The sequence below is a fragment of the Vibrio nitrifigilis genome, from assembly GCF_015686695.1.
Taxonomy (GTDB): Bacteria; Pseudomonadota; Gammaproteobacteria; order Enterobacterales; family Vibrionaceae; genus Vibrio; species Vibrio nitrifigilis.
Map to the genome: position 1 here is coordinate 2,799,289 of NZ_JADPMR010000001.1, position 26,819 is coordinate 2,826,107.

At 41.6% G+C, this 26,819-nt stretch carries 25 protein-coding genes; 19 read left to right on the top strand and 6 right to left on the bottom strand.

Annotated features, from left to right (window positions below; genetic code table 11):
* Positions 1-1,125 (top strand): pyridoxal-phosphate-dependent aminotransferase family protein, encoded by a 1,125-nt coding sequence (locus I1A42_RS12480; RefSeq protein ID WP_196123635.1) that lies wholly within the window; start codon positions 1-3, stop codon positions 1,123-1,125.
* 51 nt (positions 1,126-1,176) lie between these two features.
* On the opposite strand, the gene I1A42_RS12485 is transcribed toward I1A42_RS12480, so the two are convergent.
* From I1A42_RS12485 to I1A42_RS25030, 4 genes are all read right to left on the bottom strand, one after another.
* Positions 1,177-2,955: a PglL family O-oligosaccharyltransferase gene (locus tag I1A42_RS12485; RefSeq protein ID WP_196123636.1), complete on the bottom strand. Its 1,779-nt coding sequence runs from the start codon at positions 2,953-2,955 to the stop codon at positions 1,177-1,179.
* A gap of 145 nt (positions 2,956-3,100) precedes the next feature.
* The gene (uvrA, locus tag I1A42_RS12490; RefSeq protein WP_196123637.1) at positions 3,101-5,923 is read right to left on the bottom strand and encodes an excinuclease ABC subunit UvrA; all 2,823 of its coding nucleotides are present in this window, start codon (positions 5,921-5,923) and stop codon (positions 3,101-3,103) included.
* 120 nt (positions 5,924-6,043) lie between these two features.
* Positions 6,044-6,913, bottom strand: a complete 870-nt coding sequence (gene galU, locus I1A42_RS12495; RefSeq protein WP_196123638.1) for a UTP--glucose-1-phosphate uridylyltransferase GalU — start codon at positions 6,911-6,913, stop codon at positions 6,044-6,046.
* Between the two features lie 106 nt (positions 6,914-7,019).
* Positions 7,020-7,664, bottom strand: a complete 645-nt coding sequence (locus tag I1A42_RS25030; RefSeq protein ID WP_329604820.1) for a helix-turn-helix transcriptional regulator — start codon at positions 7,662-7,664, stop codon at positions 7,020-7,022.
* A 315-nt stretch (positions 7,665-7,979) separates the two neighbouring features.
* Here I1A42_RS25030 and I1A42_RS12505 point away from each other — a divergent pair, with 315 nt between their 5' ends.
* Positions 7,980-8,519: a single-stranded DNA-binding protein gene (locus I1A42_RS12505; RefSeq protein WP_161158388.1), complete on the top strand. Its 540-nt coding sequence runs from the start codon at positions 7,980-7,982 to the stop codon at positions 8,517-8,519.
* 98 nt (positions 8,520-8,617) lie between these two features.
* Here I1A42_RS12505 and I1A42_RS12510 read toward each other — a convergent pair whose 3' ends face one another.
* Both I1A42_RS12510 and I1A42_RS12515 read right to left on the bottom strand, forming a co-directional pair.
* Positions 8,618-9,373 (bottom strand): replication initiation protein, encoded by a 756-nt coding sequence (locus tag I1A42_RS12510; protein ID WP_161158387.1) that lies wholly within the window; start codon positions 9,371-9,373, stop codon positions 8,618-8,620.
* Positions 9,374-9,651: 278 nt separating this feature from the next.
* On the bottom strand, positions 9,652-10,122 hold the full coding sequence (locus tag I1A42_RS12515) for a YbaK/EbsC family protein (RefSeq protein ID WP_161158386.1): 471 nt from the start codon (positions 10,120-10,122) through the stop codon (positions 9,652-9,654).
* Positions 10,123-10,647: 525 nt separating this feature from the next.
* Here I1A42_RS12515 and I1A42_RS12520 point away from each other — a divergent pair.
* The 17 genes from I1A42_RS12520 to I1A42_RS12600 all read left to right on the top strand — a co-directional run bounded on the left by I1A42_RS12520 (position 10,648) and on the right by I1A42_RS12600 (position 26,819).
* Positions 10,648-11,883, top strand: a complete 1,236-nt coding sequence (locus I1A42_RS12520) for a DUF2075 domain-containing protein (RefSeq protein ID WP_196123639.1) — start codon at positions 10,648-10,650, stop codon at positions 11,881-11,883.
* Positions 11,884-12,081: 198 nt separating this feature from the next.
* Positions 12,082-14,082 carry an RNase E specificity factor CsrD gene (gene csrD / locus I1A42_RS12525; protein WP_161154034.1) on the top strand — a complete coding sequence of 667 codons (2,001 nt, stop codon included), beginning with the start codon at positions 12,082-12,084 and terminating at the stop codon, positions 14,080-14,082.
* A complete protein-coding gene (locus tag I1A42_RS12530) occupies positions 14,067-15,536 on the top strand; it encodes a PilN domain-containing protein (protein ID WP_329604821.1) in 1,470 nt (489 codons plus the stop codon). Before csrD ends, I1A42_RS12530 begins: the two co-directional genes overlap by 16 nt.
* Positions 15,536-16,177, top strand: a complete 642-nt coding sequence (gene pilO / locus I1A42_RS12535; RefSeq protein WP_196123838.1) for a type 4a pilus biogenesis protein PilO — start codon at positions 15,536-15,538, stop codon at positions 16,175-16,177. Before I1A42_RS12530 ends, pilO begins: the two co-directional genes overlap by 1 nt.
* Positions 16,170-16,487 carry an MSHA biogenesis protein MshK gene (locus I1A42_RS12540; RefSeq protein ID WP_329604822.1) on the top strand — a complete coding sequence of 106 codons (318 nt, stop codon included), beginning with the start codon at positions 16,170-16,172 and terminating at the stop codon, positions 16,485-16,487. The genes pilO and I1A42_RS12540 overlap by 8 nt, the downstream gene beginning before the upstream one ends.
* Before the next feature lie 14 nt (positions 16,488-16,501).
* Positions 16,502-18,163, top strand: coding sequence for a pilus (MSHA type) biogenesis protein MshL (mshL, locus tag I1A42_RS12545; protein ID WP_196123640.1), 1,662 nt, complete (start codon positions 16,502-16,504; stop codon positions 18,161-18,163).
* Between the two features lie 5 nt (positions 18,164-18,168).
* Positions 18,169-19,011, top strand: coding sequence for an ExeA family protein (locus I1A42_RS12550; protein WP_196123641.1), 843 nt, complete (start codon positions 18,169-18,171; stop codon positions 19,009-19,011).
* Positions 19,011-20,081: a tetratricopeptide repeat protein gene (locus I1A42_RS12555; protein WP_196123642.1), complete on the top strand. Its 1,071-nt coding sequence runs from the start codon at positions 19,011-19,013 to the stop codon at positions 20,079-20,081. Before I1A42_RS12550 ends, I1A42_RS12555 begins: the two co-directional genes overlap by 1 nt.
* On the top strand, positions 20,071-21,798 hold the full coding sequence (locus tag I1A42_RS12560; protein WP_196123643.1) for a GspE/PulE family protein: 1,728 nt from the start codon (positions 20,071-20,073) through the stop codon (positions 21,796-21,798). The genes I1A42_RS12555 and I1A42_RS12560 overlap by 11 nt, the downstream gene beginning before the upstream one ends.
* Positions 21,799-21,807: 9 nt before the next feature.
* Positions 21,808-23,040, top strand: a complete 1,233-nt coding sequence (locus tag I1A42_RS12565) for a type II secretion system F family protein (RefSeq protein WP_196123644.1) — start codon at positions 21,808-21,810, stop codon at positions 23,038-23,040.
* A 1-nt stretch (position 23,041) separates the two neighbouring features.
* Positions 23,042-23,485: a hypothetical protein gene (locus tag I1A42_RS12570; RefSeq protein ID WP_196123645.1), complete on the top strand. Its 444-nt coding sequence runs from the start codon at positions 23,042-23,044 to the stop codon at positions 23,483-23,485.
* A gap of 64 nt (positions 23,486-23,549) precedes the next feature.
* On the top strand, positions 23,550-24,128 hold the full coding sequence (locus I1A42_RS12575) for a prepilin-type N-terminal cleavage/methylation domain-containing protein (RefSeq protein ID WP_196123646.1): 579 nt from the start codon (positions 23,550-23,552) through the stop codon (positions 24,126-24,128).
* Between the two features lie 38 nt (positions 24,129-24,166).
* A complete protein-coding gene (locus I1A42_RS12580; protein ID WP_196123647.1) occupies positions 24,167-24,631 on the top strand; it encodes a type II secretion system protein in 465 nt (154 codons plus the stop codon).
* A gap of 21 nt (positions 24,632-24,652) precedes the next feature.
* Positions 24,653-25,126 carry a type II secretion system protein gene (locus tag I1A42_RS12585; RefSeq protein ID WP_196123648.1) on the top strand — a complete coding sequence of 158 codons (474 nt, stop codon included), beginning with the start codon at positions 24,653-24,655 and terminating at the stop codon, positions 25,124-25,126.
* A 1-nt stretch (position 25,127) separates the two neighbouring features.
* Entirely contained in the window at positions 25,128-25,706 is a 579-nt protein-coding gene (locus I1A42_RS12590; protein WP_196123649.1) for a type IV pilus modification PilV family protein, read from the top strand.
* On the top strand, positions 25,706-26,398 hold the full coding sequence (locus I1A42_RS12595) for a PilW family protein (protein WP_196123650.1): 693 nt from the start codon (positions 25,706-25,708) through the stop codon (positions 26,396-26,398). The genes I1A42_RS12590 and I1A42_RS12595 overlap by 1 nt, the downstream gene beginning before the upstream one ends.
* A complete protein-coding gene (locus I1A42_RS12600) occupies positions 26,388-26,819 on the top strand; it encodes an MSHA biogenesis protein MshP (RefSeq protein ID WP_196123651.1) in 432 nt (143 codons plus the stop codon). Before I1A42_RS12595 ends, I1A42_RS12600 begins: the two co-directional genes overlap by 11 nt.

Genomic DNA, 26,819 nt, shown 5'->3' on the forward strand with positions numbered 1-26,819 from the left:
ATGTCAATCGAGAGCTTTTATCCACCGAGAAGAATATTGATGGGACCTGGACCGTCAGATATTTCACCCAGAGTATTACAGGCACTAAGTCGACCTACCGTAGGACATTTGGATCCACTGTTTATCGGAATGATGGATGAACTGAAAGTTCTACTTCAATATGCCTTTCAAACAAAAAATGCATTTACCATTGCTGTCTCTGCTCCGGGAAGCGCGGGAATGGAGGCGTGTTTTGTTAATATGGTAGAACCTGGGGATAAGGTGATCATTTGTCGTAATGGTGTCTTTGGTGAGCGTATGCGCGAAAATGTCGTGCGGTGCGGTGGAAAGCCCATTGTTGTTGATGATGAATGGGGAGCTCCTGTCTCTATAGATAAAGTTGAACAAGCACTGAAAGAAAACCCAGATGCAAAAATTTTGGCATTTGTTCATGCTGAAACCTCAACGGGAGCCTTGAGTGATGCGCAAGAGCTTGGTGCATTGGCTAAACGATTTGGCATTCTGACTATTGTTGATGCTGTGACTTCTCTTGGTGGAGTACCTTTGCTGGTGGATGAGTGGCAGTTAGATGCCGTTTATTCTGGCAGTCAAAAATGTTTATCGTGTGTACCTGGTTTGTCTCCTCTCACCTTTTCTCCTGCTGCTATTGAAAAAATTCAGTCACGTTCAACGCCCATCCAGAGTTGGTTTTTAGATCAGAGTTTGGTGTTGGGGTATTGGAGTGGCGATGGTAAACGTAGTTATCACCATACTGCACCAGTCAATAGCTTGTATGCTTTGCATGAAGCGTTAATTTTATTGCAAAACGAAGGATTAGAGATGGCCTGGCGTCGTCATCAAAATATGCATGATGTGCTAAAACTAGGCTTAGAAATGATGGGATTTAAATTTGTGGTTGATGCTAGATACCGCTTACCTCAACTTAATGCGGTATATTTTCCTCAAGGGATTGATGAGGCAACCATCCGGCGACAATTACTGGACACTTATAATTTAGAAATTGGGGCAGGATTAGGGGAGCTAGCAGGAAAAGCTTGGCGTATTGGTCTGATGGGCTATGGCGCTCGTGAAGAAAATGTCGCTTTATGTTTACATGCATTAGATACCATACTTCATAAAGAGTAATCAGCTGACGAGATCAGAGTAGGGATACTGAGTATCCCTACGTTCATAAAGCTAAGGTTTTGATATGCTGACTGAACTACTGACTGACGATATGGTGTCAACTATCCTACCGTTTTCATAACGAATATGGCTGAAGTCTATATTTGGAAAGAGAAATTCTGCTTCAGCTCGAATTTGATCAGCTCGACTCTTTTCACCAATAAATTGATAAGCAAAGATCAAATTGCGGTAAAAAATAGGCCGTGGTTGACGTTTTATTATTTCAAGTGACCAATCTATATAAGGTTGAATATACGCTGATTTATTTTCATCAAGCCCGAGTTTGAGATAAGTCGTGTAGGTGTCCCAATCAAAGCGATCTTTCCATACGGTCAGATTCGTTACTTGCTCTAAAAGTGCAGGATCATGATCTTTGGTGCGTTCAAACTTAGCCAATACATAATTGGTTTGTAGCGAAGTAAGCATAAAAGCTGTTGTGAGTGCGGGCACCAATAAGGAGCTAATCCGCAGAATTCGTTTGATCGTTAATGAGAAAGTGAGTTGATGAAAGTGAATAGAGCGCTGATCTATCCAATAAAGGAGAATCAAAAAAGTAATCCAGTGGGCTGCAGAATGATAGAAGGGATACTCTAGCTGAGTGTGAAGCGCTATAGGTACCAACAGGGCAAATAGAGCGAGTCGAGTTCCTTTTTTTGTTTGAGATATACGCAGTAATACAAATGCCGCAGCAATAAAAATACCCGCAATAGGTACCAGTCCCCCTTCAACTGCCCAATACAGTAGCTCGTTATGAGGGTGATCCATACTTGGTAGACCCGGGTGATAGCTTGGGTTTAGTTGGTGTTGGCGCGCGGTGTACAGGGCGTACTTCTCTTCAAATTTCCCATAACCATAGCCTGTAAATGGTTTTTCTATAACCATATCAATCGTTTGGGGGAATGTGTAACGCCTTGGTGATTCCAAGTCGGCTTTGTTGCTAACTACACCACCGGTGGATTGAATAAATAGCGTAGAAATACCGATAGCAAGCCCAATAATCAGTAAGCTTACCCAGATATAGAAACGTTTCTTTGATGCATATTTGTATAGGTAAGGCAGTATAAGTGCAACACCCAAAATCGTACCGAGCCAAGCCGTTCGTGACGCAAGTACTACGAGTAAAGGTAGGGTGATAAGCGGAGTGAAAAAAAGGACGCCTAACTCTTTCACATTACGGCCGTATTTGGTGGCCTGTCTTGCCAGAAGATAGGCTGATAACATTAGCCCTGTAGCGAGAAAGCTTGCCATAACATTGGGTTGACGGAATGTACCATAAGGGCGAAGGTATTTTGCGCCTTCAGCAGCAGGTTGAAAGTTACCGAGAAACTGATAAATACCGATAAATGCTTCAATAAGAACACCCAGTAAAATTAACCATAGCAATGACTGTTTTTCTTTATTGCTAAATCGGAATTGTTGCAGCATCAAAAAGAAAATAAAACCACTCCAAAGGCCGATAAGTCTCATGTAGCTCTGTGAGAATGAAGCGTCATGATAAAAAACCGGTATGGTCATGAGTAGGCAGGCACAAAACAAGCTGATAGTCAGTTTGGTATAACGCAGTATTCTTTGATTAGCCAACTGGTAGAACCCTACTGCAACAGCAAAGCTTAGCACCATCCATGTTGTATTATTGAAAGGAAGGTGTAGTCCGGCACCTCCTATATTTGGCATGTAGAAATGCATCGCGTAGAGATAAATGATACCGATAAGATAGATAAACGGTTTGTTAAGCGGAACCTTGGGAGCATCCGGTTCCATTTTTGTTCCACTTAAAAGCACTAATGCCATATATCTCTCGCTTGTTGAACAAAGAGACCAGCGCATCAGCTGGTCTCTACTACCTAAATGATTGTAAGACGAGAGCCTGATGAAAACTTACTATCTTACTCTTGCTTTAATAATCCATTTGAAGGTGACAAAATTACGGAACTTTCTATTTTAACATAGGCTTAAGGAATCTGGCGGTATGAGAGCCTTTTACTTTTGCAACATCTTCCGGTGAGCCTTGGGCGATAATCTCACCACCGCCTTGACCACCTTCTGGTCCTAGATCGATAATCCAATCAGCAGTTTTGATAACATCTAAATTATGCTCAATGACGATGACAGTATTACCGCGATCACGTAATTGGTTTAAAACACTGAGCAATTGTTGAATATCATAAAAGTGTAGACCAGTTGTTGGCTCATCTAAAATATACAGAGTCTTACCTGTATCACGTTTCGACAGTTCTCTCGCAAGTTTTACCCTCTGTGCTTCTCCGCCTGATAATGTTGTCGCTGCTTGTCCTAAGCGAATATAAGATAGCCCCACATCCATTAATGTCTGCAGTTTACGAGCAATAGCTGGAACTGGATCGAAAAATGAACGAGCTTCTTCGATGGTCATATTCAGGACTTCATCGATGGTTTTGCCTTTGTAGCGAACTTCTAAGGTTTCGCGGTTATAGCGTTTGCCTTTACATACATCACAAGGAACGTAAACATCAGGCAAGAAGTGCATTTCAACTTTAATCACCCCATCGCCTTGACAGGCTTCACAGCGTCCTCCGCGAACATTAAAGCTAAAACGCCCGGGTTTATAACCGCGAGAACGTGATTCCTGAGTACCCGCAAACAGTTCACGGATAGGTGTGAATATACCTGTGTAAGTCGCTGGGTTAGAGCGAGGAGTACGACCAATTGGGCTTTGATCAATAGCAATGACTTTATCAAAATGCTCAAGACCTTTGATCGATTTGTAAGGCGCTGGTGTTGAGGTTGTAGCTCCATTTAATGCCGTTTGAGCAATTTTATAAAACGTGTCATTAATTAATGTTGATTTACCCGAACCTGATACTCCAGTAATGCATGTAAATAAGCCAACTGGAATCGACATATCGACATTTTTTAGGTTATTGCCAGAAGCCCCGAGTACTTGAACTGTTTTTTTCGGATCCGGTGCAACGCGCTTTTTAGGGATTTCAATACAACGTGTCCCGTTTAAGTATTGGCCAGTTATTGAGTCCGGATTAGCAATGATTTCATCCACAGTGCCTTCTGCAACCACTTGCCCGCCATGAACGCCTGCACCTGGGCCAATATCAATAACGTGATCGGCAGTACGAATCGCATCTTCATCGTGTTCAACAACGAGTACGGTATTACCGAGATCTCTCAGATGAGTAAGGGTGTTAAGCAAGCGTTCATTATCACGTTGATGAAGACCGATTGAGGGCTCATCAAGAACATACATTACCCCAACTAAGCCGGCACCAATTTGACTGGCTAATCGAATACGTTGGGCTTCGCCACCAGATAAAGTATCAGCACTACGTGATAAATTGAGATAGTTAAGTCCGACGTTGACCAAAAAGTGTAAACGGTCTTTGATCTCTTTCATCACTTTCTCTGCGATCTTAGCTTTTTGTCCCTCAAGTTTTAAGTGATCAAAAAACGCTAAAGAGTCGGCAATACTCAGTTCGACGATTTCAGGCAGAGTTGTATCATTAATAAATACATTACGAGCTTCTTCTCGTAGTCGAGTGCCATTACAGCTTGCACAAGACTTTGTCGAAATGTACTTGCTCAGCTCTTCTCGAACAGAGCTTGAATCTGTTTCTTTGTAGCGTCGATCTAAGGTATTAAGAATCCCTTCAAACGGATGGTGTTTTACTCGTAAATCACCGCGATCATTAACATATTTAAATTCAATGTCGGTATGACCTGAACCGTGTAAGATCACGTCACGGATCTTTTTCGGAAGTTTCTCAAATGGTGTTGTGAGCTTAAATTTATAATGATCTGCTAATGACGTTAGCATTTGGAAATAATAGAAGTTACGTTTATCCCAGCCACGAATAGCGCCATCCGCTAAGCTTAGGCTCGCGTCTTGGACTACGCGGTCTTCATCGAAATATTGTTGAACGCCTAATCCATCACAGGTTGGGCAGGCACCTGCAGGATTATTAAATGAGAAAAGGCGAGGTTCGAGTTCTTGCATGCTGTAGCCGCAATGGGGACAAGCAAAGTTGGCAGAGAAAACTTGTTCTTCACCTTCACCACTCATTGGCGCAGCAATAACGACACCACCAGAAAGTTCTAGTGCTGTTTCAAAAGATTCGGCCAAACGTTGCTGTAAATCTGAGCGAACTTTAAAGCGATCAACAACGACTTCGATGGTATGTTTTTTTTGTAGTTCTAGCGCTGGTGGATCTGAAAGATCGCAAGTTTCACCATCAATACGAGCTCGGATAAACCCTTGTGCTGCTAAATTTTGTAGTGTTTTAACATGTTCACCTTTACGCTCTTTAATGATAGGCGCAAGGAGCATCATTTTTTCACCTTCGGGCAGCTCCAGTACTTTATCAACCATTTGGCTGACCGTTTGTGCTTTTAAGGGAACGTGATGGACAGGACAACGAGGTTCACCAATACGCGCAAATAGTAGACGTAAGTAGTCGTATACTTCGGTAATGGTGCCGACCGTTGAGCGTGGGTTGTGTGATGTTGATTTCTGCTCTATTGAGATTGCAGGAGATAGGCCCTCAATATGGTCTACATCAGGTTTTTCCATTAAAGAGAGGAATTGTCGCGCGTAGGCTGAAAGAGATTCAACATATCGGCGTTGGCCTTCTGCATAAAGAGTATCGAATGCTAGCGATGATTTTCCTGAACCTGATAAACCAGTGATAACAACGAGTTTATCTCTCGGGATCGTTAGATTTATATTTTTTAGATTATGGGTTCGAGCACCACGTACTTCTATTTTATCCATCACTCTGCTCTACATGTTTTACCAAGATGAACAAGTATTACATAGAGTGAGTTTTGTGCAAAGAAATACTGGATAAAAAAACAGTTAGGACAAGCCTAACTATTTTTAAGAAAGAGTTTATTAGCTACGATGAGTGGATTTTTTATCGAGTTCTACTTTCTGTATATTTTTTTTATACAGATTTTCATAGCAGTAGTTCGTAGCCTCGATGTAACCTTCAACACTCCCACAATCGAAGCGATGACCTTTAAACTTATATGCTAATACGCAGCCTGTTTTCGCTTGCTGAAGTAGTGCGTCAGTGATTTGAATTTCTCCACCTTTACCTGGTTTTGTATTTTCTATAATTTTGAAAATATCTGGAGTCAAAATGTAACGGCCTATGATGGCTAGATTGCTCGGTGCTTTGCCCGGTTCTGGTTTTTCAACCATGTCATCAACGCGGAAAATATCATCTTTGATCATTTCGCCAGAGATAACACCGTACTTGTGCGTTTCATCCTCTGGCACTTCTTGTACTGCAACAATTGAACAGCGGAACTGTTTATACAAGTCAGCCATTTGAGCAAGGACGCCTTTATCCTGATTAACGCATAAGTCATCGGCGAGAACAACAGCAAAAGCTTCGTCACCAACGAGTTCTCGACCAGTTAAAATAGCGTGACCCAGCCCTTTCATTTCTCGTTGACGAATATAAGTAAAGTTTGCTTTTTCCATTGTTTCGCGAACATCAATAAGTAATTCTTCTTTGTTTGTACCACGAATTTGATTTTCTAATTCGTAGTTCATATCGAAGTGGTCCATGATGGAGTGTTTTCCACGCCCTGTAACTATACACATTCCATCCATACCTGCTTGAATAGCTTCTTCAACCCCATATTCGATCAGGGGTTTGTTCACCACAGGCATCATTTCTTTTGGCATAGACTTAGTTGCAGGAAGAAAGCGGGTGCCGTAGCCTGCCGCAGGGAAAAGGCACTTTTTAATCATGGTAATAACCTATTTTGCACGTTTCTTTAAGAATATACGTATAAATTATCATGACAAGGTGTTGGATTCACAGGTGTTGATGCGCGTAATGTGCTTGAATCCGCATTTAGCTCAGTAAATTTTGCTTTCCCCATTCGACGGCTTCAATTCGTTTTTTGACGTTGAGTTTTTTATATAGAGCATAGAGATGTGATTTGACGGTTGATTCCGCGATAAAAAGATCATCGGCAATTCTGGTATTTGAGAAGCCTTCTTTTAGCAGTTGTAAGATTTCAATTTCTCTTTGGCTGAGTTGTGGATAGGTTTTACGGTAATAGATATCTAAATTGCATTGGAGATAATTGACGAGCTGCTGATAACTCTCGGTGGGAAGACAATGAGAACCGTTAATGATCTCTATTAGTCCTGCTGTAATATGCTCGGTTTCTGCATGAGAATAAAAAAGTCCTTTTAAACGTCCAAAGGAAAGGTGTTCATCCGTATCTAAACGGCGTGGTACGTTGTAAAGAATTACCTCAAATAACCCCTCATGTAAGCGAATTGGCGCGAGTGCTTTTCTCACTGAGTAATGGTCTTGATAGTCTATGAGTAAAATCTGATAAGATTTATCATAATAGGTTAACATTACGTCTTCGATCGTCACAATTTGCAAAGGGATCGAATGTGCAGAACATTGCTTAAGAAGTTTGTTATCACAGACATTGTTACCTAAACGAATCCAGCGAATGTATCTTGTGTGTTTTGATTGCATAACGTAATCCTAACGATGAGATAAAGGATTACTGTCACTAATTACTGGGAAGATGACGATAAGCTATCCTCTATTTTGCGTCAGATTTCTTGCCTTTGGGTTTGCTCTGAGTAACCACTCATTCTAAAGATTGATATTTGCCGCAATTTAAAACCTAAATTGAACAAACAAGAGATAGATTTCTGCTAAGGTCAATTTAGAGGTAAAGTTCGGAGAGGAGCACCATCGCTTCTTGAGCAGAGATTGGTGTGATGGATAAAGCGTGTTATCCTTGCCGACTAATTTTTAGTAATTACAGTTTAGACGGAGCAGAACATGGCAAGCCGTGGTGTGAACAAAGTAATATTAGTAGGTAACCTAGGTACCGATCCTGAGGTTCGCTACATGCCAAATGGCGGAGCAGTGGCGAATATCACTGTTGCAACGTCAGATTCATGGCGTGATAAAGCAACAGGTGAACAGCGAGAAAAAACTGAATGGCACCGTGTTGCTCTGTTTGGCAAATTAGCTGAAGTAGCAGGTGAATACTTGCGTAAAGGCTCTCAAGTTTATATTGAAGGTCAACTACAAACTCGTAAATGGCAAGACCAAAGTGGTCAAGACCGCTACACAACCGAAGTCGTTGTTCAAGGTTTTAATGGCACCATGCAAATGCTTGGTGGTCGTCAAGGTGGCGGTCAAGGTATGGCTCCACAACAGCAGCAACAACAAGGCGGATGGGGTCAGCCTCAACAGCCAGCGGCTCAGCCTCAATATCAACAACAAAAACCTCAGCAAGCGCCTCAACAGGCTCCACAGCAGCAGCCTCAGTATAATGAGCCGCCAATGGATTTTGATGATGACATCCCATTCTAAATAATTGATTTAGAAATAAAAAAGTTCACACATTGTGTGAACTTTTTTTATGGGCTTGAGTTAGTAGTACGGCTAAAAAATCTGTTGGCGTTGCCGTATTAGTATTTACTGTCGATATATTTTTCAATATATTCTTTCACCTTCGCTCGTTCCTCACGAGTTTTAGAGGTGATGTGAAATTCAATCTGATTGACGGTTCGTAAACGGTTGATGTAGTGCATTTCAACATTAATATCTGTCAATTGATTAATCTCTTGTATCGGTTTTAACAAAGCTCGTTCTTTAAAGTGTTGCCAGCATTTTAGTGTATCTTCTACACCAAACTGTTTACGCAGTTTATCTACTTCAATCGTAAATGATTTTTTTACCTGCCAAGATTTACACATTTCATATAAACGAATGGAGTAATAGCTGGTTAAAAATGCAATATTAATAAATTTGTACTGGGTGTAAGGCGGTTCTACGTAGTGTACAAGAGGAGTGTACGCATCTGAAATTCTAATTTTTGCTTCATTCTTAGATGGAAATTCAACTGAATCGATGATCGCTTCATTTATTGATGTGACTTCGCCTTCAACTTTGAAAGGTGCGCCTTCCATAGTAGCAAGGGCTTCACGAATACCCGCAAAGTTATTAGATTGTAGGGTCAAACCAATCGCTTGGCAGTATTCTTTAATATTGATATCAACCACATGTTGCTGTTTATCCGCCAAGGTAGCAAAACAGTACTTGATCACTTTGTACTGATTGTAAGAAATCTTATATTCAGATGCTTGAATAAACTCATTACTTTTTACTACGACTTTATTACGCATTTTACTAATGTTGATCGATGGGGATTTTTTTATCGTCATAGTCTCACCATACTACTGCTACATTGACACGGTTTCATGAACGGTCTCTATTACAGTTTTCCTGTTGTCTCACTGTCTGTAAGGTTGATCCCGTTTATTCGGGAAGATAACCATCGATGCTTAATTCAATTAAGCTTAGTTGGTTGTAAAACCAAATGTTGTTATTGTTTAGTTTCTTTTTATGTAGAACATTAAGGTAAGTGTTTGTAAAATAATTAATTATTTTCCTGTGGTTCATAGCTACAACGATGCTAAACGTACAATAACGATAATGGTTACTAAATTGAAATATCTACAAACTTTGCACTTGTAATCTGAGCCAGATGTTGAGGGGCTATTTTTACCACAACGCCTCGCCCACCAGCATTGACGTACATAGATGTAATTTGCTCAAGCTCTTGAGCGATAAAAACAGGCATGAGCTTAAATACGCCTAGAGGACTCGTACCACCAGACTGAAAGCCTGTCATTTGGGTCGACTTTTCCGCATTCATCATGCGAGCTTTTTTACCGTCAATTAGCGCCGCTATTGCTTCCATATTCGTTTTTTTATGTGCGGGAAGTACAGCGCAGACCGGGTGTTTCTTGTCTACTTCAATAATGAGTGTTTTAGCCACATTGGTTTCCGCTTGCCCCATAGATTTAGCTGCTTGAACCCCGATAGCAGAGCCTTGGGGGTTATATTCATAAGTTTCTATAGAATAGGAGAATCCACTTTCGGATAAAATTTCACGAACTGTTTCTTGCATATAAATAAACCAAAAAAGTAAAAGGAATTACTAATAACAATGTGAAAGTCTGAGTCGTTTTTACTGTAGTAAATTTATTAATTTTAAATCTATCAAACACAAATTTTCTCAAAAATAGTACGAGTACATCACACCGTTTTGTAGTAAAAATATAAAGTAATAGATAGTTCTTAGTTTATCTAATTAAGCGAAAAGTAATATTTTCTCCTAAAAACTATCCAGCATTATAAAAATTGTTCAGACTTTAAACAAGATTATAAAGTGTTATAAAAGTGTGTTTTTTGATTTATTTTTTATTTATTTTCAATGTATTGCCAGTGTTTAAAACACAAAAATTATCGAATTAAACACAAAATTTAACACCTTGTTTTTGCCGTAAATACCAAAAGTCTTACTGAATCAGTAGTGCAATCTGTTTACATTAAGTATTTTTACCATCAATAGATATTAGTTTTCTACTTAGATAAATTATTAATAGTTTCTTATGTTATTTAAGTAAGTTAACTACTAGATAAAGTGATTTATATGTCATTTTCGATTAAAAACTCTTCCACATTTAAATTATCTCCTGATAAAGATTTATTAGATGAACAGAAGGAGTTAAAAACTGTTGTTGAAAAATTTTTAATTAATAATAAAGCGAAAAATCATGGCTGTTTTATTATTCACGGCGATGCAGGCACGGGGAAAAGTGTATTTCTTAATAGGTTATTTTTAGATTTACAAACCTATGCTCGTCAAAACAAGCAACATCCTTTGTTTGGTTCTGATAATTATCTTTTGGTGAACCATCCTGAAATGCTTAAAGCGTATAGAAATGCTACTGAGTCTGTTGCTCTGTTAAAAAAGAAAGATTATGAACGGCCAACGACATTCATTAATCGCATGCACAAAACAGGACAAAAAGCGGATATTGTGCTGGTGGATGAAGCTCATTTATTGCTGACAAGTCCTGATCGCTATAACCATTTTGCTCAGGATAACCATTTGGAAGAGATTTTAAATCTTGCTCGTTTGGTTGTGGTTATCTTTGATGAGAAGCAGGTTCTAAAAGCAAAGAGTTGGTGGGATATTAATGTATTAGAGAAGGTTGTTGGCAATGATTCATTTGATACTTATCGATTAACAAAACAGTTTCGCATGAATACGTCGATGGTTCATCAAACGTGGATTGAACAATTTTGCCAAAGGAACGTTTTACCGTTACCCAATGTTCAGGACGGTGGTTTTACACTCAAAATCTTCTCTGACGCTCAAGAAATGTATGAGCAAGTTAAGAATCATAATCAACATGATGGTTTGTCTAGGATGTTGGCGACCTATGATTACCCTTATCGACTAGATGGTAACGATTATTTTATAGAGGAAGGGCGCTTTAAATTACGTTGGGATCGAGCAAAGCCTCAAGCAAAAGATCCGTGGGCAGAGCGTCCAGATACGATTGAAGAAGTCGGCTCAGTCTATACAATTCAAGGGTTTGATCTCAATTATGTTGGGCTCATCTTAGGGCCTTCTGTTACATGGGATCCGATCGCGCAACGCCTGTTGATTGATCCTTTGAAGTATGAAGATAAAGCTGCGTTTAATGGATTAGGTCAACGTGATAATGCTGAGCAGATTAAACGACAAATCATGTTAAACAGTATTAATGTGCTGATGACTAGAGCGATCAATGGCTTATATATTTATGCGCATGATCCTTTATTAAGAGAGCATTTGCTTTTTCTTCAATCTTGTTCATTTAAAGCGATTATTGATTAATGCATTCTCGCAAGAACAGCATCTTGAGGTTGCTCGAGTATATAAATTGGTGAGTTTTTCATCATTTGTCACGGGGTGAAGACTTAAAATTATAAAAAAGCCGCTAAAATAGCGGTTTTTTTATATACTTACCTCATTCTTTCTTCAGCAGACTCAGTTCACCTCTTCACAAATGTACAGAAAAGGAATTCCATTTTCATGAGGTATACCCCAACGCTCAAGTTGAGTACACGTCTCGTTGCGTTTGTCACAATCATCGTGATCAGTGCCATGTTTATCTTATTTGTTGGTGGGACGTATTCTTTCCAGCGGTTAGGCCAAGAGTATCTTAATCATTATCTAGAAGGCATGGTCGATGTCCTTGATAAGGAGATGGATGATCCTGATGAAGTCTATTCGATGCAGCGTTGGATGCCACAAATGCTGCAAGCTAGTAATATCGTTGAAATGGAGCTTTCGTCAAAAGCGGGAGTGATTTATCGCTTTAAAGATACCTCTAATAAAGTGTCACCTGAACGTTTGTATCAGCAAACGTTGCCACTAAAACGGCACAATGGATATCACGTTAAGTTCAAAGTGGTGCCTCCCTATAATGGGTACAGTTATTCCATGGGGGCGATGTGGTCGATCACTCTTGCTGTTGCATTTATTGTATTTTGCTTAGTGCAAGGGGTGAAATGGCTCAAAGAACAGCTTATGGGGTCGGAGTTATTAGAAGAGCGCGGTCGGATGATCCTCGCGGGTCAGGTTGAACGATTTGCCAAAGGTGATGAGCGCGAATGGCCATATACGGCAAGTGAAGCTCTCGATTTGTTGATTGAAGAACTACAAGATGCTCGCCAAGAGCGTAGTCGTTTCGATACCTTTATTCGCAGTCAGACTTTTCTGGATCAGCTAACAGGAGCAGCGAATCGGGTTTTATTTGATAATAAGCTGGAAGCTACGTTGCAGGAAAGTGGTGCTCACGGTGGCGTGATAATGTTGCGCATCGATGAAATTGAAGCCGCGAAAGAAGAAAATGACAAACAAAGTGTGAATAACTTAATCGTTGATGTTGGGCAATGTTTATCAAATGTATTATCGCGCTATCCTGATGTCATACTGTCCCGTTATTACGAGTCTATTTTTGCTGTTTTTCTTCCCCACCAGGCATCCAAGGATGTGGCATATGCCGCATCGCAATGTCTCAAATTGGTTGAGCGTATTACACCGCCTTCTCCACTCGATAAAGATAATTGGTTTCATATTGGCGTCACTATGTATACCGAAGGTGAGCGTCGTGGCAGAATCATTAATGAAGTGGAAACGGCACTTAAAAATGCCCAATTACAAGGTATCAATTCTTGGAGTCGATTTAAGAAATTGTCTAAGCCGCAAGATGAGCGGGGCAGTGTGCGGTGGCGCACTTTATTTGATGAAGCATTGAAACCCAATAATATCTTGTTATATCAACAACCTTGTTATGTACTGACCGATAATGGGGACCTACATGTGGAACATCGTGAAGTTTTCTCTCGAATTGACGATCCGCAGCAAGGAGTGATCAAAGCTTCTCGTTTCAGTGCAGCATTAGAAATGGTTGGATATGAACCGTTTATGGATCGGTCAGTTTTTTCTCGGATATTAGAATTTTTACAACACAACTCATCAAAAGACCACTATTCTTTAAATTTACATGTACTTCCATTTGCTGATCGACGTTATGTTCGGTGGTTTAAATTTGAACTAATGCAACTTCCTCTTGATATGCGACGTAGATTATCGTTTGAGTTTTCGGAAGGGCACTTAGTTCAGCATTTAGATTATATGCGTCCTGTCTTGCGCATGATTTCTGGTCTCGGATACAAAGTAGTAGTAGGGCAGGCTGGCCGAACAATTGTGAGTACCCATTACTTAAAAGATATCAAAGTCGACTTTATCAAGTTGCACCGTAGTTTGATTAAGCGTATCGATCAACGTCACGAAAATCAGCTATTCGTTCGCAGTATGCTTGGCGTATGTAGCGGAAGTGAGACGAAAGTGATAGCGGTTGGGGTCGAAGAAGAATCAGAATGGAAAATGTTACAGACGCTCGGGGTAAATGGTGTTCAAGGACGTTTATTTGACGAAGAACGTCCGCTGATTCCAGGCAAACTGAAGAAACGGAAAATGGAATCATTAGTTAAACCTGGGCGAAGGAATAGGTGGCGAACGAAGTAATGATAAAATTTGAAGATTGGAAAAATAAATTTAAGTTCTCTTTCCGGACTGAAAAAAAACCGCCCATTTATGCGGTTGTTCAGCCTAGTGCTTTGTATTTTTCCAGTCATGCAAATGTTTCTCTACCAGAGCGTTACCCACTAGACGAAAAAGAAGTTGCTCCTACTTTAGTTAATGCACTGATGACGGCAGGAGTAAAAGGAGCAACTGTCGATGTTATCCTTCATTCTCGTTTGTATCAGAGCTATCAAATTGATAAACCAGCTATCCCCGCTAGTGAATGGCCCTCCGCATTACCCTTTCTTTTAAAAGATCTTATTCGCGACAAAGTGACCGAGGTTGTTGCTGATGCTCATGAATTGCCAGACAAAAGCAAAGTTCAGTCCTATGTAATGAGTAAAAAGTTAGTTCTGGAACTTAGTGCTCAGTTAGAAACTATTGATTGCGAGCTAGGACGAATTATTCCAGAGCAAGAAGTATGGGCGCTCAGTGGTGGTGAAACCGCTAACTTCCTGTTACTGCAAAAGAGTGCTGGTGGTGATTTCAAACTTGAAGCCTTTTTTAAACAGCAGTGTATTTTTCAGCGTACCTTGCGCGGTATCACCTCTCCTATTACTGGTCGCTCTGCATCTGTTTTGCAATTGGATGGCTTAGCTTTAGAGTTGCAACGATCTGTAGACTACCTTTCGTCACAAATGAAAGGAATGCCGCTTCATTTACTTAAAGTGTGTTGTGACGAAGAAGATAACGAAGAAGTGGTTAAGGCTTTAAATGAGAGATTAAGTGTTAAGTCGTCGTTATTAAATTCCGAAACTGAGTGGGCCGGGCAGGTACTGGCTTTGGCCGTCGATCGGCTCTCTGTTGATTCGATCAACCTTTATCAAGATCATCTTAAGCCAGAAAAAAACTATTTTACCTTAGCTAATGTGGGAATTGGGTGGGCGGCCATTGCGGCTGTATTCCTGTGCATATTTGCCTTTGAGTATTTCCATGGTGTTTCACTGGAGAAGGAATTAAAAATTACTCAGCAAACTGAAACCCAGTTAAAAAGTGAAAGGGATACGTTAAAGAAAGAAGCCGTCAGCCATCAACCATCTCCTGAAAAGCTGGCGGCAATCAGTCGGCTGAAGAAAGAGATTGAATCCAAAAAGGCGTCGATTGGTGCTGTTGATACGATTGAGAAATCTAAGCAAATAGGCTATTCCGGTGTTATGGCTGGTTTGGCAAAACTGTCTAATAAAAACATTTCGTTATCGGAAATTGAAATAGATAACAATCAACTAAATATCAAGGGTTTTGCTCGTAATGCGGAGGCGGTTCCCGCTTGGATTGCTGAGTTTAAGCAAGAGTTACATTTGGTGGGTAGAGCGTTTGAAAAAATGCAGATAGCACGTAATGAGAAAGGGATTGTCACGTTTGAGTTGAGGACCAAGCATAAGCAGGAGTCTAAATGATGAAAGAGCGCTGGCTAGTTCTCAGTGAGCATTTTGCTAATCGATCCATGCGAGAAAAAGTGCTGATTGTGCTCAGTGGTCTCGTGGTCATCTGCTTGTTGATTCAAACGGTTCTCATTGATCCTCTTTTCCAAAAAAACAAGTTGATAGAGCAAAGAATAGCCGAGGCGACTAGAGTTAATCGAGGGTTGGTGAGTGAGATAAATCTTCTGCAAAAACAGTTATCGGCTAATCCTGATATTGAAGTTGATAAACAATTTGATAGTTTGCAGCAGCAAAGTCAGCAATTATCAATGACGATTTCTCAAGTGATCGATGGCATGGTTTCGCCGTCACAGATGGCAAAGCTGTTAGAAAGTGTTTTAGCGAATGGCAAAAAACTTAATTTAGTGAGCCTAACATCATTGCCTGCCAAGCCAGTTGGAACGAATAAAGCGGATAACAATTACTACATTCATCCGGTAAGAATTGAACTGACGGGTCAATACTTCGCTATCCAAAGTTATTTATCTGCCCTGGAAAGCTTACCCGTTAAGTACTACTGGCATAGTTTGAAATATACAGTGGAAGACTATCCTCAAGCTAGATTAATACTCGTGGTATATACGATAGGTTCGCGAGAGGAGTTTATCGGTGGCTAAATTCAGCAGTATGGTCGGAATTTTTTTCTTAATACTTGTTACTCAGGCATGGGCGGAATCTGATCCAACCAAGCCACTGGCATGGATGCAGCCACAACAGCAGCAAAAAGTGGTCAAAAAGCCACTGCCCAAGCTGGATAGTATTATTTGTACGACACAATGCTCTGCGGTTATTGGCGGAGAAGTTGTGTCATCTGGAGATGATATTGATGGTTATCGAGTGAGACAAATCGAGTCGTCAAAAGTTGTTATCGCTCGGGGAAAGCAACAATGGACACTTGAATTATACTCTCAAGATATAAAGCAATAAGGTATGGGTAGCGCATGCGTAAATTGATTATCGGAGCCATGGTCTGTAGTTTACTTGGATGCTCAATGGGACATCGAGATCCGGTAGAGATAAAGCAGGCTCTCAATACAGCTGTCGCGGATAGTAAAGATCAGCGATTAGCTACCTTACCCGATTCTGTTGAAGCAGATTTAATGCCTGGACAATCTCAGCTCGAGGTTGCTGAACCTAAACAGCTCAAAAGATTTCGTATAAAAACAGATGGTGTTGAGGCTAAAGCCTTTTTTACCAGTCTGGTGAAGGGCACCGATTACAGTGTGGCGATACACCCTGATGTCTCTGGAAAAATTACGGTTAATCTCTCTGACGTGACCTTGGATGATGTTCTTAATGTGGTGCGTGATCTTTATGGTTATGAAATCGATAAAATTGGCAAGGTCATCCAGATCTATCCTGCGGGGTTGCGTACAGTCACTTTACCTGTTGATTATTTACAATTTAAGCGATCAGGACGGTCTTTAACCGCCATAAATACTGGGACGATTACAACCAATGGATCGAGTTCGAGTTCTAGCTCAAATTCTTCATCAAGCTCGTCATCCAGTTCAACAAGTTCATTGTTGAGTTCAGGAAACGATACCGACAATTCAGGCAGCAATAGTAGCTCCTCTTTAAGTGGTGGCACCGAAATAGAAACGACTAGCCAAAGCGATTTCTGGGGGCAATTACAAACAGCGATTACTCAGTTAATTGGTTCTGGTCGAGGTCAGAGTGTCGTGGTTTCCCCGCAAGCCGGTGTCATTACAGTTCGAGCTTATCCTGAACAGATTCGTGAAATTCGTCGTTTTCTCGGGGTTTCAGAAAAACGCCTTCATCGCCAAGTTATCTTGGAAGCAAAAGTGTTGGAAGTCACGCTCAATGACAGTTATCAACAAGGTATCAATTGGTCTAATTTGTCCTTTGGCAACAGTAAAGTGACTTACGGTGTCGATGGCGATACTTCTCTGCCAGGCATGGATACCATTGGTAATTTGCTCGGAGGGGCGACTAGCCTATCTATTTCTGATGGCAGTTTTTCTGGTGTCTTGAGTTTTATGGCGACTCAGGGGGATATTAATGTGCTATCCAGCCCTAGGATTACCGCTTCGAATAATCAGAAAGCAGTGATAAAAGTCGGTACAGATGAATATTACGTGACTGACCTTACCAGTGAAGTTGGTGATGGGGATGATTCTGAAGCTGCACCTGATATTGAACTGACACCTTTCTTCTCAGGTATCTCTCTCGATGTTACTCCGCAAATTGATGACAAAGGCAATGTAATGCTGCATGTTCATCCTGCCGTTATTGATGTAGAAGAAGATTCGAAAGTCATCACTTACCAAGATCAACAAATAGAATTACCATTGGCAAAAAGTTCTATTCGTGAGTCAGATTCAGTGATTCGGGCCAAAGATGGAGATGTAGTCGTCATTGGTGGACTCATGAAAACAAATACCACCAATAAAACCACCAAAGTGCCATTATTAGGTGATATTCCAGGATTAGGCCACTTATTTCGTAGCAAATCGAATGTTACGGAAAAAACAGAACTGGTTATTTTACTGAAACCAACCGTGGTTGGAGTGAATACTTGGCAGAAAGAACTAGAACGTTCACGAGATATGCTTCAACAATGGGTTCCTGATGCGAAGTAAGTGTTATGTATTTAAATCACTTTCACTTTAATCAGTACCCATTCCATTTAACCCCTAATACTGAACTTTTTTTAGGGCTCCCTCCTCATTATGAAGCAATACAAACTGTCGCTTCAGCTTTAAAAATGGGCGAGGGGGTGATCAAAGTAACAGGTGAGGTGGGCACGGGCAAAACCATGGTATGCCGGATGCTGCTTACGCACTTATCTCAAGATTTTGAACTGATTTACTTACCTAATCCTGCGTTATCGGGTGCAGAGTTACGCCGTGCTATTGGCTCTGAGCTACAGTTAGATGGCTTTACGGATGAATCGATAGTTTCGGACATTCAGCTGCGCCTCATACATTTACATCAACAACAAAAACAAGTGGTTGCCATTGTTGATGAAGCACAAGCTCTACCCGATGATGCGCTAGAGGTGCTACGCTTATTTGGTAACTTAGAAACAGAGCAGACTAAGTTGCTACAAATTGTTTTGCTTGGGCAGCCTGAGTTAGATCGGCGGTTAGAGCAGCATCATCTGCGGCAGTTCCGTCAACGCATTACTTTTACGGCCCAGCTTAGAGCACTTGATGTGTCTGAAACTGTGGCTTATATCGACAGCCGTTTAACGAAATCAGGTGGAGAATTATCTCTATTTAATTTCCAGCAAAAAAAAGCGGTATGGCGAGCCAGTAAAGGTATTCCAAGATTAATTAACCAGATCTGTCATAAAGCGTTATTACTGGCTTTTAATGCGCAGGAGAATGTGGTCTCTAATCAACATCTGTTTTTGGCTATTAACGACACATTTGATACTTGTAAACCGCGTTTCAGAGCCCCGTTTTTATGGGGATGGAGTCATTAATGAGTACTATCAATCAAGCGTTATCTCAGCTAGCGAAAGCACAAGACTCTGCCATTGAAGATATTGAGCAAGTCACGGTGACTCCAATAAAGTCACGTCCTGCTTGGGTATGGGTATTGGCCGGATTCTGCCTTAGCTTAGCATTAGGGGGCTGGGCGGTGTCTGCGCAAAATAAGAGTACACGTGAGGACATGACAGCGAGTTATGCACAATCATCTCCTGTCTTGGAAAAAGAGCAAGAATCGACCGTTTCTCCAGGTCCAACTCAGAAATCGGTTGTCACCACTACAGCTGTCTACGCACCGCATACTCATGCTGCTCAAACATCACCTGAGACAGAAGAGTTAACAACCTCTCCCTCATCGGATCCTGTGACTCATAAGTTAGTTTCTGATACACCTGCAACGCCTGTTATCACTAAGACAACGACCATAGAGCAATCTCCTCAAGTGACGATCGAACAAGTAGAGCTAACGCCAGAGCAGTTAGCTCAAGCCGCTGAAGCGAGAGCACAAAAGTCACTAGACAGTAATGATTTTGATGGGGCCGTTGCAGGATATGCCGAGGCGTTACGTTACACTCCAAAAGATGAGTTATTGCGGCAAAAACTTGCGGCATTGTATTACGGAAAAAATGATGTACGCCGGGCATTTGATTTACTGCAAACCGGGATTGAAATGGATCACGACGGAGAACGGTTGCGTATTGCCTTGTCTCGTATGTTGATCAAAGAGAAACAAATGCGAGCAGCTTTAACGCCGTTATCGCCAGTGAGCGAGGGGGCGTCGATTGAGTATCTTTCTTTGCGTGCAGCATTAGCACAAAAAAACCAGTTAAATACGATGGCGCTAGAAAGTTATCAAATGTTGGTGGCTAAAGATCCTAACAATGCGCGCTGGTGGCTCGGGTTAGCCATTCAGCAAGAGCGGTCAGCAAAGCTACAAGATGCCAAGCTGTCTTATCAGCAAGCTTTAAGCAAAGTGGGGGTTTCCTCTCGTTCTATGGCTTTTATTCAAGATAGGTTGAATATATTAGCTCAAAGTCAGGGAGGCGCATCTCATGCAAATTAAACTGAGAAAGCGGTTAGGGGATTTGTTGATCGAAGAGGGAATTGTCTCTGAACATCAAATAGAACAAGCACTGGTTGCGCAAAAAAATACGGGTCGCAAACTGGGTGATACTCTAATTGAACTCGGATTTTTAACTGAGAAACAAATGCTGAGTTTCCTCTCTCAGCAATTGAATATTCCCTTAATCGATCTAAATAGTGCCAATGTTGATGTTGATGCTGTGCAGTTATTACCTGAAGTTCATGCGCGCCGTTTACGTGCTTTGGTGATCGGACAAAATGGAACTCAGTTACGTATAGCGATGAGCGATCCTGCCGATTTATTTGCTCAAGAAGCGTTGTTAAATCAACTGCCACAGTACAGTTTTGAATTTGTTATCGCTCCGGAAAAACAACTCGTTTCTGGTTTTGATCGCTATTATCGCCGCACCAAAGATATTGCTAACTTTGCCGAGCAATTACAAGCTGAGCACCAAGTGGGCGATGTGTTTGATTTATCGGCGGATACATTAGCCGACTCCGACGATGTTACCGTCGTTAAGTTAATCAATTCTTTATTTGAAGATGCGATTCAAGTTGGTGCGTCGGATATACATATTGAACCTGATGCAAACGTACTACGGTTACGTCAGCGTGTTGATGGCATACTGCATGAAACCTTGTTAAATGAAGCTAATATTGCTCCTGCTCTGGTTTTACGTTTGAAGTTGATGGCTAACCTCGATATTTCAGAGAAACGGCTGCCACAAGATGGTCGATTTCACATCAATGTAAAAGGTCAGTCCGTTGATATTCGTATGTCCACAATGCCTGTGCAATATGGTGAATCTGTCGTTATGCGTTTGCTCAACCAAACGGCAGGTGTTCGAGCATTGGATGAATCGGGACTTCCTGATGATCTTTTGGAACGTTTAAGGCGCCAACTACATCGTCCACATGGCATGATTTTAGTAACGGGACCAACAGGCTCAGGGAAAACGACCACGCTTTACGGGGCATTAACGGAATTAAATGAAGCAGGAAAGAAGATCATTACCGCCGAAGATCCTGTTGAATACCGCATCTCTCGTATTAACCAAGTCCAGGTCAATCCTAAGATCAACTTGGATTTTTCGACCCTGCTCCGCACTTTTTTGCGCCAAGACCCAGACATCATATTGATTGGGGAAATGCGCGATCAAGAAACGGTAGAAATAGGTTTGCGTGCCGCTCTAACTGGGCACTTAGTTCTAAGTACCCTGCATACCAATGATGCGGTAGATAGTGCGTTACGCATGATTGATATGGGGGCTCCCGGCTATTTGGTGGCCAGTGCTGTGCGTGCGGTGGTGGCTCAGCGGTTGGTACGTAAAGTCTGCCCAGATTGTGGTAAACCTATCGTCTTAGATGACTATCAAAAGCAGTGGCTTGAACAACGCTTTCCCAATCAAGTTGATGCTCAGTTTATGCAAGGTAACGGTTGCCAAAACTGTAATATGACGGGTTACAGCGGGCGAGTTGGGGTGTTTGAAATGCTGGAGTTAGAAGAGCATATGATGGACGCTTTACGTGCGAATGACGCTGTCGGGTTTGGTAAATCAGCCAGAAAATCCACGACTTATAAACCGTTGCTGGTTTCGGCATTAGAACTTGCTTTACAGGGTGTTACGAGTTTAGACGAAGTAATGGCGCTCGGAGAAGGGGACGCATCGGGCTCGGTGCAACCTATCTACTTATAGGGAGGCGCAATGCCAACTTATCGATACCAAGGTCGACAATTAGATGGCAGTAAAACTTCTGGCAGTATTGACGCTCCGACTGAAGAATTAGCCGCTGATGGACTGATGAATCGAGGGATTATTCCCACCTCAATTACCCAAGGAAAAGGTGCGACCAAAGTGTCTTTTGGCGTCAGTGATTGGCGTGATTTATTGGTACCTAACGTTCCTCTAGAAGTGTTGGTGATATTTTGTCGGCAGCTTTACAGCTTAACTAAAGCGGGGGTTCCTCTTTTACGTTCTATGCGTGGTCTGACGCAGAATTGCCCCAATAAACAACTGAAACAGGCATTGGAAGATGTTGGGGGGGAACTCACGAATGGTCGTAGTCTTTCTGCATCAATGCAGATGCATCCTCATGTTTTCAGTTCACTGTTTATTTCAATGATTCATGTTGGAGAAAATACGGGTCGGCTAGACAAGGCTTTATTACAGTTAGCCCATTACTATGAACAAGAGGTAGAAACTCGTAAGCGAATCAAAACAGCAATGCGATACCCGATGTTTGTGATCAGTTTTATCATGATTGCTATGTTTGTTCTTAACGTCAAAGTTATTCCTCAATTTACCAAGATGTTTTCGCGTTTTGGCGTCGATTTACCTTTACCAACCCGCATATTAATCGCTATGTCCGACTTTTTTGTTAACTACTGGATGTTCATGTTAGGTACGTTAGTGGGTTTGATATTCGCTTTTCGAGCGTGGGTAAATACTGATGCCGGGCGAGAAACATGGGATAAGTATCGTCTACGTATTCCGATTGTCGGCGGTATTGTCAATCGAGCGCAATTATCGCGTTTTTCTCGGACCTTTTCATTGATGCTTCAAGCAGGCGTTCCACTCAATCAATCTTTAGCCCTCTCTGCTGAAGCGTTACAAAACAAGTTCCTCGAAAATCGCCTATTGGAAATGAAGGCGGCAATCGAGTCGGGCAGTAGCGTATCCCAGACAGCAAGTAATACAAAAATTTTTACTCCCCTTGTTCTACAAATGATTGTAGTGGGAGAAGAAACGGGCCGTATTGATGAATTATTAATGGAAGTGTCTGATTTTTATGATCGTGAAGTGGATTACGATTTAAAAACCTTAACGGCTCGTATCGAACCTATTTTGTTGGTTATTGTTGCAGGTATGGTATTGGTGTTGGCGTTAGGGATCTTTTTACCCATGTGGGGCATGTTGGACGCGATCAAAGGGGGCTAACATGGAGGCACGCTTACGTTTTGTGCTTTGGGCTGCTGTGATCGTGATACTGGTATCTGCATTTATTCACCACTTTCTTAAAGTGGAGGAAGCGGCTGATCACGCGGTATTTACACTGGCAACAAAAAATATGTTGGATCGTGCAAATCGTATCAAACAAATCTGGATACTTCGCCAACAACCTTCTACGCTTAAAATCGATAAGGAAATTATTGAGTTATCAAAAGACGGTTGGGTATACCCTAAAAAAGGCTCAAACGCAGATTGTGAACGAGTGCTTAGCACGGTATTTCCCAAGCGTAAGATTCTCAATATTGAACCAAATGTTGAAAGTGTGAGTAGCTCTGACGGCTATAATTGCATTTATCATTATACTTCTTTATATGAAGTAAAGGTCATACTGTCCGGGAAGCGGTTTTTGGTTCTTTTTGATTCCACACAATGATGTACTCAGTGTGTCTTCACCCAGTTATGGTCGCGCGGAAGCATTTTCAATAAGGGGTCTTGGGGTGGCTAAAAAAGAGTCAGAAACAGGATTTTCACTTATAGAGCTAGTAGTTGTCATCGTCGTTATCGGCTTGCTTGCTGTTGCCGCTTTACCCAAATTTTTAGATGTTACCGATGAAGCTAAAAAAGCGAGCATTGAAGGTGTCGCTGGGGGATATGCTACGGCGGTTCTTTCAGCCAGAGCACAGTGGGAAGCTGAGGCTAGGCCTCAAGTGACTATTGGTGGTCAGGGGTATAACTCAGTCAATTATGATGGTGTGGATTTCTGGCTAACTCGTGCAACGGATAGCTCGGGAAACAGTACCGGTTTTCGAGATGGGTACCCGCTGTCTGTTAATTCAGGTAATCGTTATCCTACCTCTTTAACGGATAGTGCTTGTATTTTATTAATGGAAAATTTGTTACAGAACCCACCCAAGGTTGGGACAACAACAGCGGCAGGCAATGACTCGGATGTACAGTATTCAGCTCAAGCAGACAATGCAGCCAATACATGCACATACGTTCAGCAAGAAGGCAGCACTGCACATCAATTCGTGTACGAATTGGCAACAGGACAAGTGACGGTCACATTGCAGTAGTTGGCGAATTTTAATCAATGGTACGTAGTGAGAAAGTTATGAAAAGACAAGGTGGTTTTACTTTAATCGAATTGGTGGTCGTCATTGTTATCCTCGGCATTTTGGCGGTAACAGCAGCACCTAAGTTTTTAAATCTGCAAGATGATGCGAAAAAATCAGCATTGCAAGGTCTGAAAGGGGCTATGGATGGAGCTGCTGGGATTGTTTATGGTAAGGCTGCGGTTGAAGGTAAAGATTCAAGTGGTACAGCTCAGAACTTAGATAGTGGTATCTCTGTTATTTGGGGATATCCAGCTGCAACGTCTGCTGGTATAGGTGCTGCTGTGAATGGTTTATCAACAGATTGGACTTTTGACTCAGATTCTACAGGTTTTTTTGCAACATTCTCAAACACAACGAATACGACTGTTACAACAATTTCTGGTACGAGTTGTTATGTTCAGTATGTTAACGCTACTAGTTCTGCAGCACCTACGACAACCGTAGTTGATTCAGGCTGTTAGTATTACTGTGTAGTAAAAACTATGATTAAAAGGGCTTTCCTGGGGTTTACTTTAGTAGAGCTCATTGTCGTAATGTTACTAGTTTCAATTATTTCGGTTGTTGCTTACAGCCGATTAATTGGTTCTAGTAGTTTTTCTGCTTATACCGCTCAAGAGCAAGCCATCTCAGTAATTCGCCAAGTCCAGATAAGTCGTATGCAATCGAATTTGGTCAATCCTGTCAGTAACTCTCATTACGTATTAACCATTACCAGTGATTGCGTCGGTTCGGTCACTGGATGCAGTGCGAGTAATGATGAATTACGCAGTGATCGTGTGCAAGAATCGGGAGTGAATTTTTATTCCTCTCCGGCAATGAATACTATCGCCTTCGATCTGTTAGGTAATCCGTTGGGCAGCGCCTCATCAGGTGTCACCATCACCATTCAATCCAATGGTAATACGACTCAAGTGTGCATTAATGAACAAGGATATGTTCATCAAGGAGGGTGCTAATATGCGGCGCCTTTTGGGTTTCACCTTGATAGAAAGCATTATTGCTATGGTACTGATTGGCTTTGCCATGCTAACTCTAACTAGCTTTCTTTATCCTAAAGTACAACGTTCCGCTATTCCTCATTATCAAATACGCGCTGCCAATCTAGAGCAGAGTTTGATGAACCGTATTCTGGCTCGTTCTTTTGATGAAAATAGTGACAATTCTGGCAGTGATTATCGCTGTGGTGAAAATGATTTAACAGGCAGTGCTACAACCTGTACCACTACTGCTAATTTGGGCTCGGATAGCGGTGAAACTGTCGCGGACTATGATGATGTGGATGATTACATCGGTTGCTGGTGGAGTGATAATGCCAGTGATTGCGGCACAACCCCTGTTTCAGGCCAACTGAGTACGTTACTTGATCTATCGAACAGCCAACTCTATGCCCACTTTACGGTAAAAATAGCGGTGAGCTACATTGATAGTTCTGGTTCAACCACGACTGCGATTACGGAGCTTAAACGGATCTCTTTGAGTATCGATACCGGTCAATATGGCCAATACTCCGTTATTGCTTTTCGGGGGAATTATTGATGCGTAGGCGTGGATTTACCCTGATCGAGATGATCATGACGATAATCATAGGATCCATACTCGTTCTTGGCATCGCGGGTTTTTTGGAGTTGGGGGCAAAGGGATATACAGACACAGTAGCTCGTCAGCGTATTCAAACTCAAGCCCAGTTTGTCTTAGAGAAAATAGCCAGAGAAATTCGCCATGCTGTGCCAAATAGTATCGCGGTAACAGATAATGCTAATGGGCAGTGTGTCTCTTTTTATCCCATTAAATATGCTGGCTTTTATGGCATCAATGAGCAGTCGCAAACACTGCAGTTTATCGTTGGTGATGCGCCCAGCAGTTATGATGGTTTGTCTCTGATTATTAATCCTAGTCGTCAGTCAGATTTTACTGATAATTCAATCTACTTTTCCTTATCGGGTTCTGGTACCACGCTGAGTTTAACCGCCAATCATGTTTTGCAGAGTACTTCTATTGCTGATCGTGCTTACCTTTACCAAAATTCAGTTGAATACTGCTTAAATCTCACTACCAATGCAATTACTCGTAATAACGTACAGGTTGGAGACAGTATTAGTAGTGGCAGGATGAGTTATGAAGCGCCAACCTTACATCGAGGCGGAGTCGTTAGAATCTCTCTGACATTTGCCCAAAACGGTGAACAGAGCCATTTTGAACAGGATGTGCAGGTGCTCAATGTCCCCTAAGATAAAGAAACAGAGTGGCAATCTTTATATCGTTGCTATATTTGTCATTATAGTGATGGGCTTACTTGCATCGGCATTAACCCGAATGGAGTGGTCAAATCAAGATTCTATTTCTCGAGAGTTGATTGGTAATAAAGCATGGTATGCCGCTCATTCTATCAATGAACGTGCACTAACCACGATGTATCCGCTTAATACGTCAAGCGATGTTGCCAGTGCATGTAGTACATGGAATGCAAATTCATCTGCGGGGGCGGATGTTATGGCAAGTATTCCCAATTGCCAATGGACATCAACTTGCGCCAATGAAGGCACGTTGTCGATCAACAGTACGACCTACTATCGAATAGAAACGACGGTAACTTGTGGTAGTGGAAATTTCCAAGTTCAACGGGTTCAGGATGTTTGGATTAAGGAGTAG

What these genes read in the sequence shown, in the direction of transcription:
- I1A42_RS12480 (WP_196123635.1), top strand. Translation starts at nt 1, where the DNA reads ATGTCAATCGAGAGCTTTTATCCACCGAGAAGAATATTGATGGGACCT.
- I1A42_RS12485 (WP_196123636.1), bottom strand. Translation starts at nt 2,955, where the DNA reads ATGGCATTAGTGCTTTTAAGTGGAACAAAAATGGAACCGGATGCTCCC.
- uvrA (WP_196123637.1), bottom strand. Translation starts at nt 5,923, where the DNA reads ATGGATAAAATAGAAGTACGTGGTGCTCGAACCCATAATCTAAAAAAT.
- galU (WP_196123638.1), bottom strand. Translation starts at nt 6,913, where the DNA reads ATGATTAAAAAGTGCCTTTTCCCTGCGGCAGGCTACGGCACCCGCTTT.
- I1A42_RS25030 (WP_329604820.1), bottom strand. Translation starts at nt 7,664, where the DNA reads ATGCAATCAAAACACACAAGATACATTCGCTGGATTCGTTTAGGTAAC.
- I1A42_RS12505 (WP_161158388.1), top strand. Translation starts at nt 7,980, where the DNA reads ATGGCAAGCCGTGGTGTGAACAAAGTAATATTAGTAGGTAACCTAGGT.
- I1A42_RS12510 (WP_161158387.1), bottom strand. Translation starts at nt 9,373, where the DNA reads ATGACGATAAAAAAATCCCCATCGATCAACATTAGTAAAATGCGTAAT.
- I1A42_RS12515 (WP_161158386.1), bottom strand. Translation starts at nt 10,122, where the DNA reads ATGCAAGAAACAGTTCGTGAAATTTTATCCGAAAGTGGATTCTCCTAT.
- I1A42_RS12520 (WP_196123639.1), top strand. Translation starts at nt 10,648, where the DNA reads ATGTCATTTTCGATTAAAAACTCTTCCACATTTAAATTATCTCCTGAT.
- csrD (WP_161154034.1), top strand. Translation starts at nt 12,082, where the DNA reads ATGAGGTATACCCCAACGCTCAAGTTGAGTACACGTCTCGTTGCGTTT.
- pilO (WP_196123838.1), top strand. Translation starts at nt 15,536, where the DNA reads ATGAAAGAGCGCTGGCTAGTTCTCAGTGAGCATTTTGCTAATCGATCC.
- mshL (WP_196123640.1), top strand. Translation starts at nt 16,502, where the DNA reads ATGCGTAAATTGATTATCGGAGCCATGGTCTGTAGTTTACTTGGATGC.
- I1A42_RS12550 (WP_196123641.1), top strand. Translation starts at nt 18,169, where the DNA reads ATGTATTTAAATCACTTTCACTTTAATCAGTACCCATTCCATTTAACC.
- I1A42_RS12555 (WP_196123642.1), top strand. Translation starts at nt 19,011, where the DNA reads ATGAGTACTATCAATCAAGCGTTATCTCAGCTAGCGAAAGCACAAGAC.
- I1A42_RS12560 (WP_196123643.1), top strand. Translation starts at nt 20,071, where the DNA reads ATGCAAATTAAACTGAGAAAGCGGTTAGGGGATTTGTTGATCGAAGAG.
- I1A42_RS12565 (WP_196123644.1), top strand. Translation starts at nt 21,808, where the DNA reads ATGCCAACTTATCGATACCAAGGTCGACAATTAGATGGCAGTAAAACT.
- I1A42_RS12570 (WP_196123645.1), top strand. Translation starts at nt 23,042, where the DNA reads ATGGAGGCACGCTTACGTTTTGTGCTTTGGGCTGCTGTGATCGTGATA.
- I1A42_RS12580 (WP_196123647.1), top strand. Translation starts at nt 24,167, where the DNA reads ATGAAAAGACAAGGTGGTTTTACTTTAATCGAATTGGTGGTCGTCATT.
- I1A42_RS12585 (WP_196123648.1), top strand. Translation starts at nt 24,653, where the DNA reads ATGATTAAAAGGGCTTTCCTGGGGTTTACTTTAGTAGAGCTCATTGTC.
- I1A42_RS12590 (WP_196123649.1), top strand. Translation starts at nt 25,128, where the DNA reads ATGCGGCGCCTTTTGGGTTTCACCTTGATAGAAAGCATTATTGCTATG.
- I1A42_RS12595 (WP_196123650.1), top strand. Translation starts at nt 25,706, where the DNA reads ATGCGTAGGCGTGGATTTACCCTGATCGAGATGATCATGACGATAATC.
- I1A42_RS12600 (WP_196123651.1), top strand. Translation starts at nt 26,388, where the DNA reads ATGTCCCCTAAGATAAAGAAACAGAGTGGCAATCTTTATATCGTTGCT.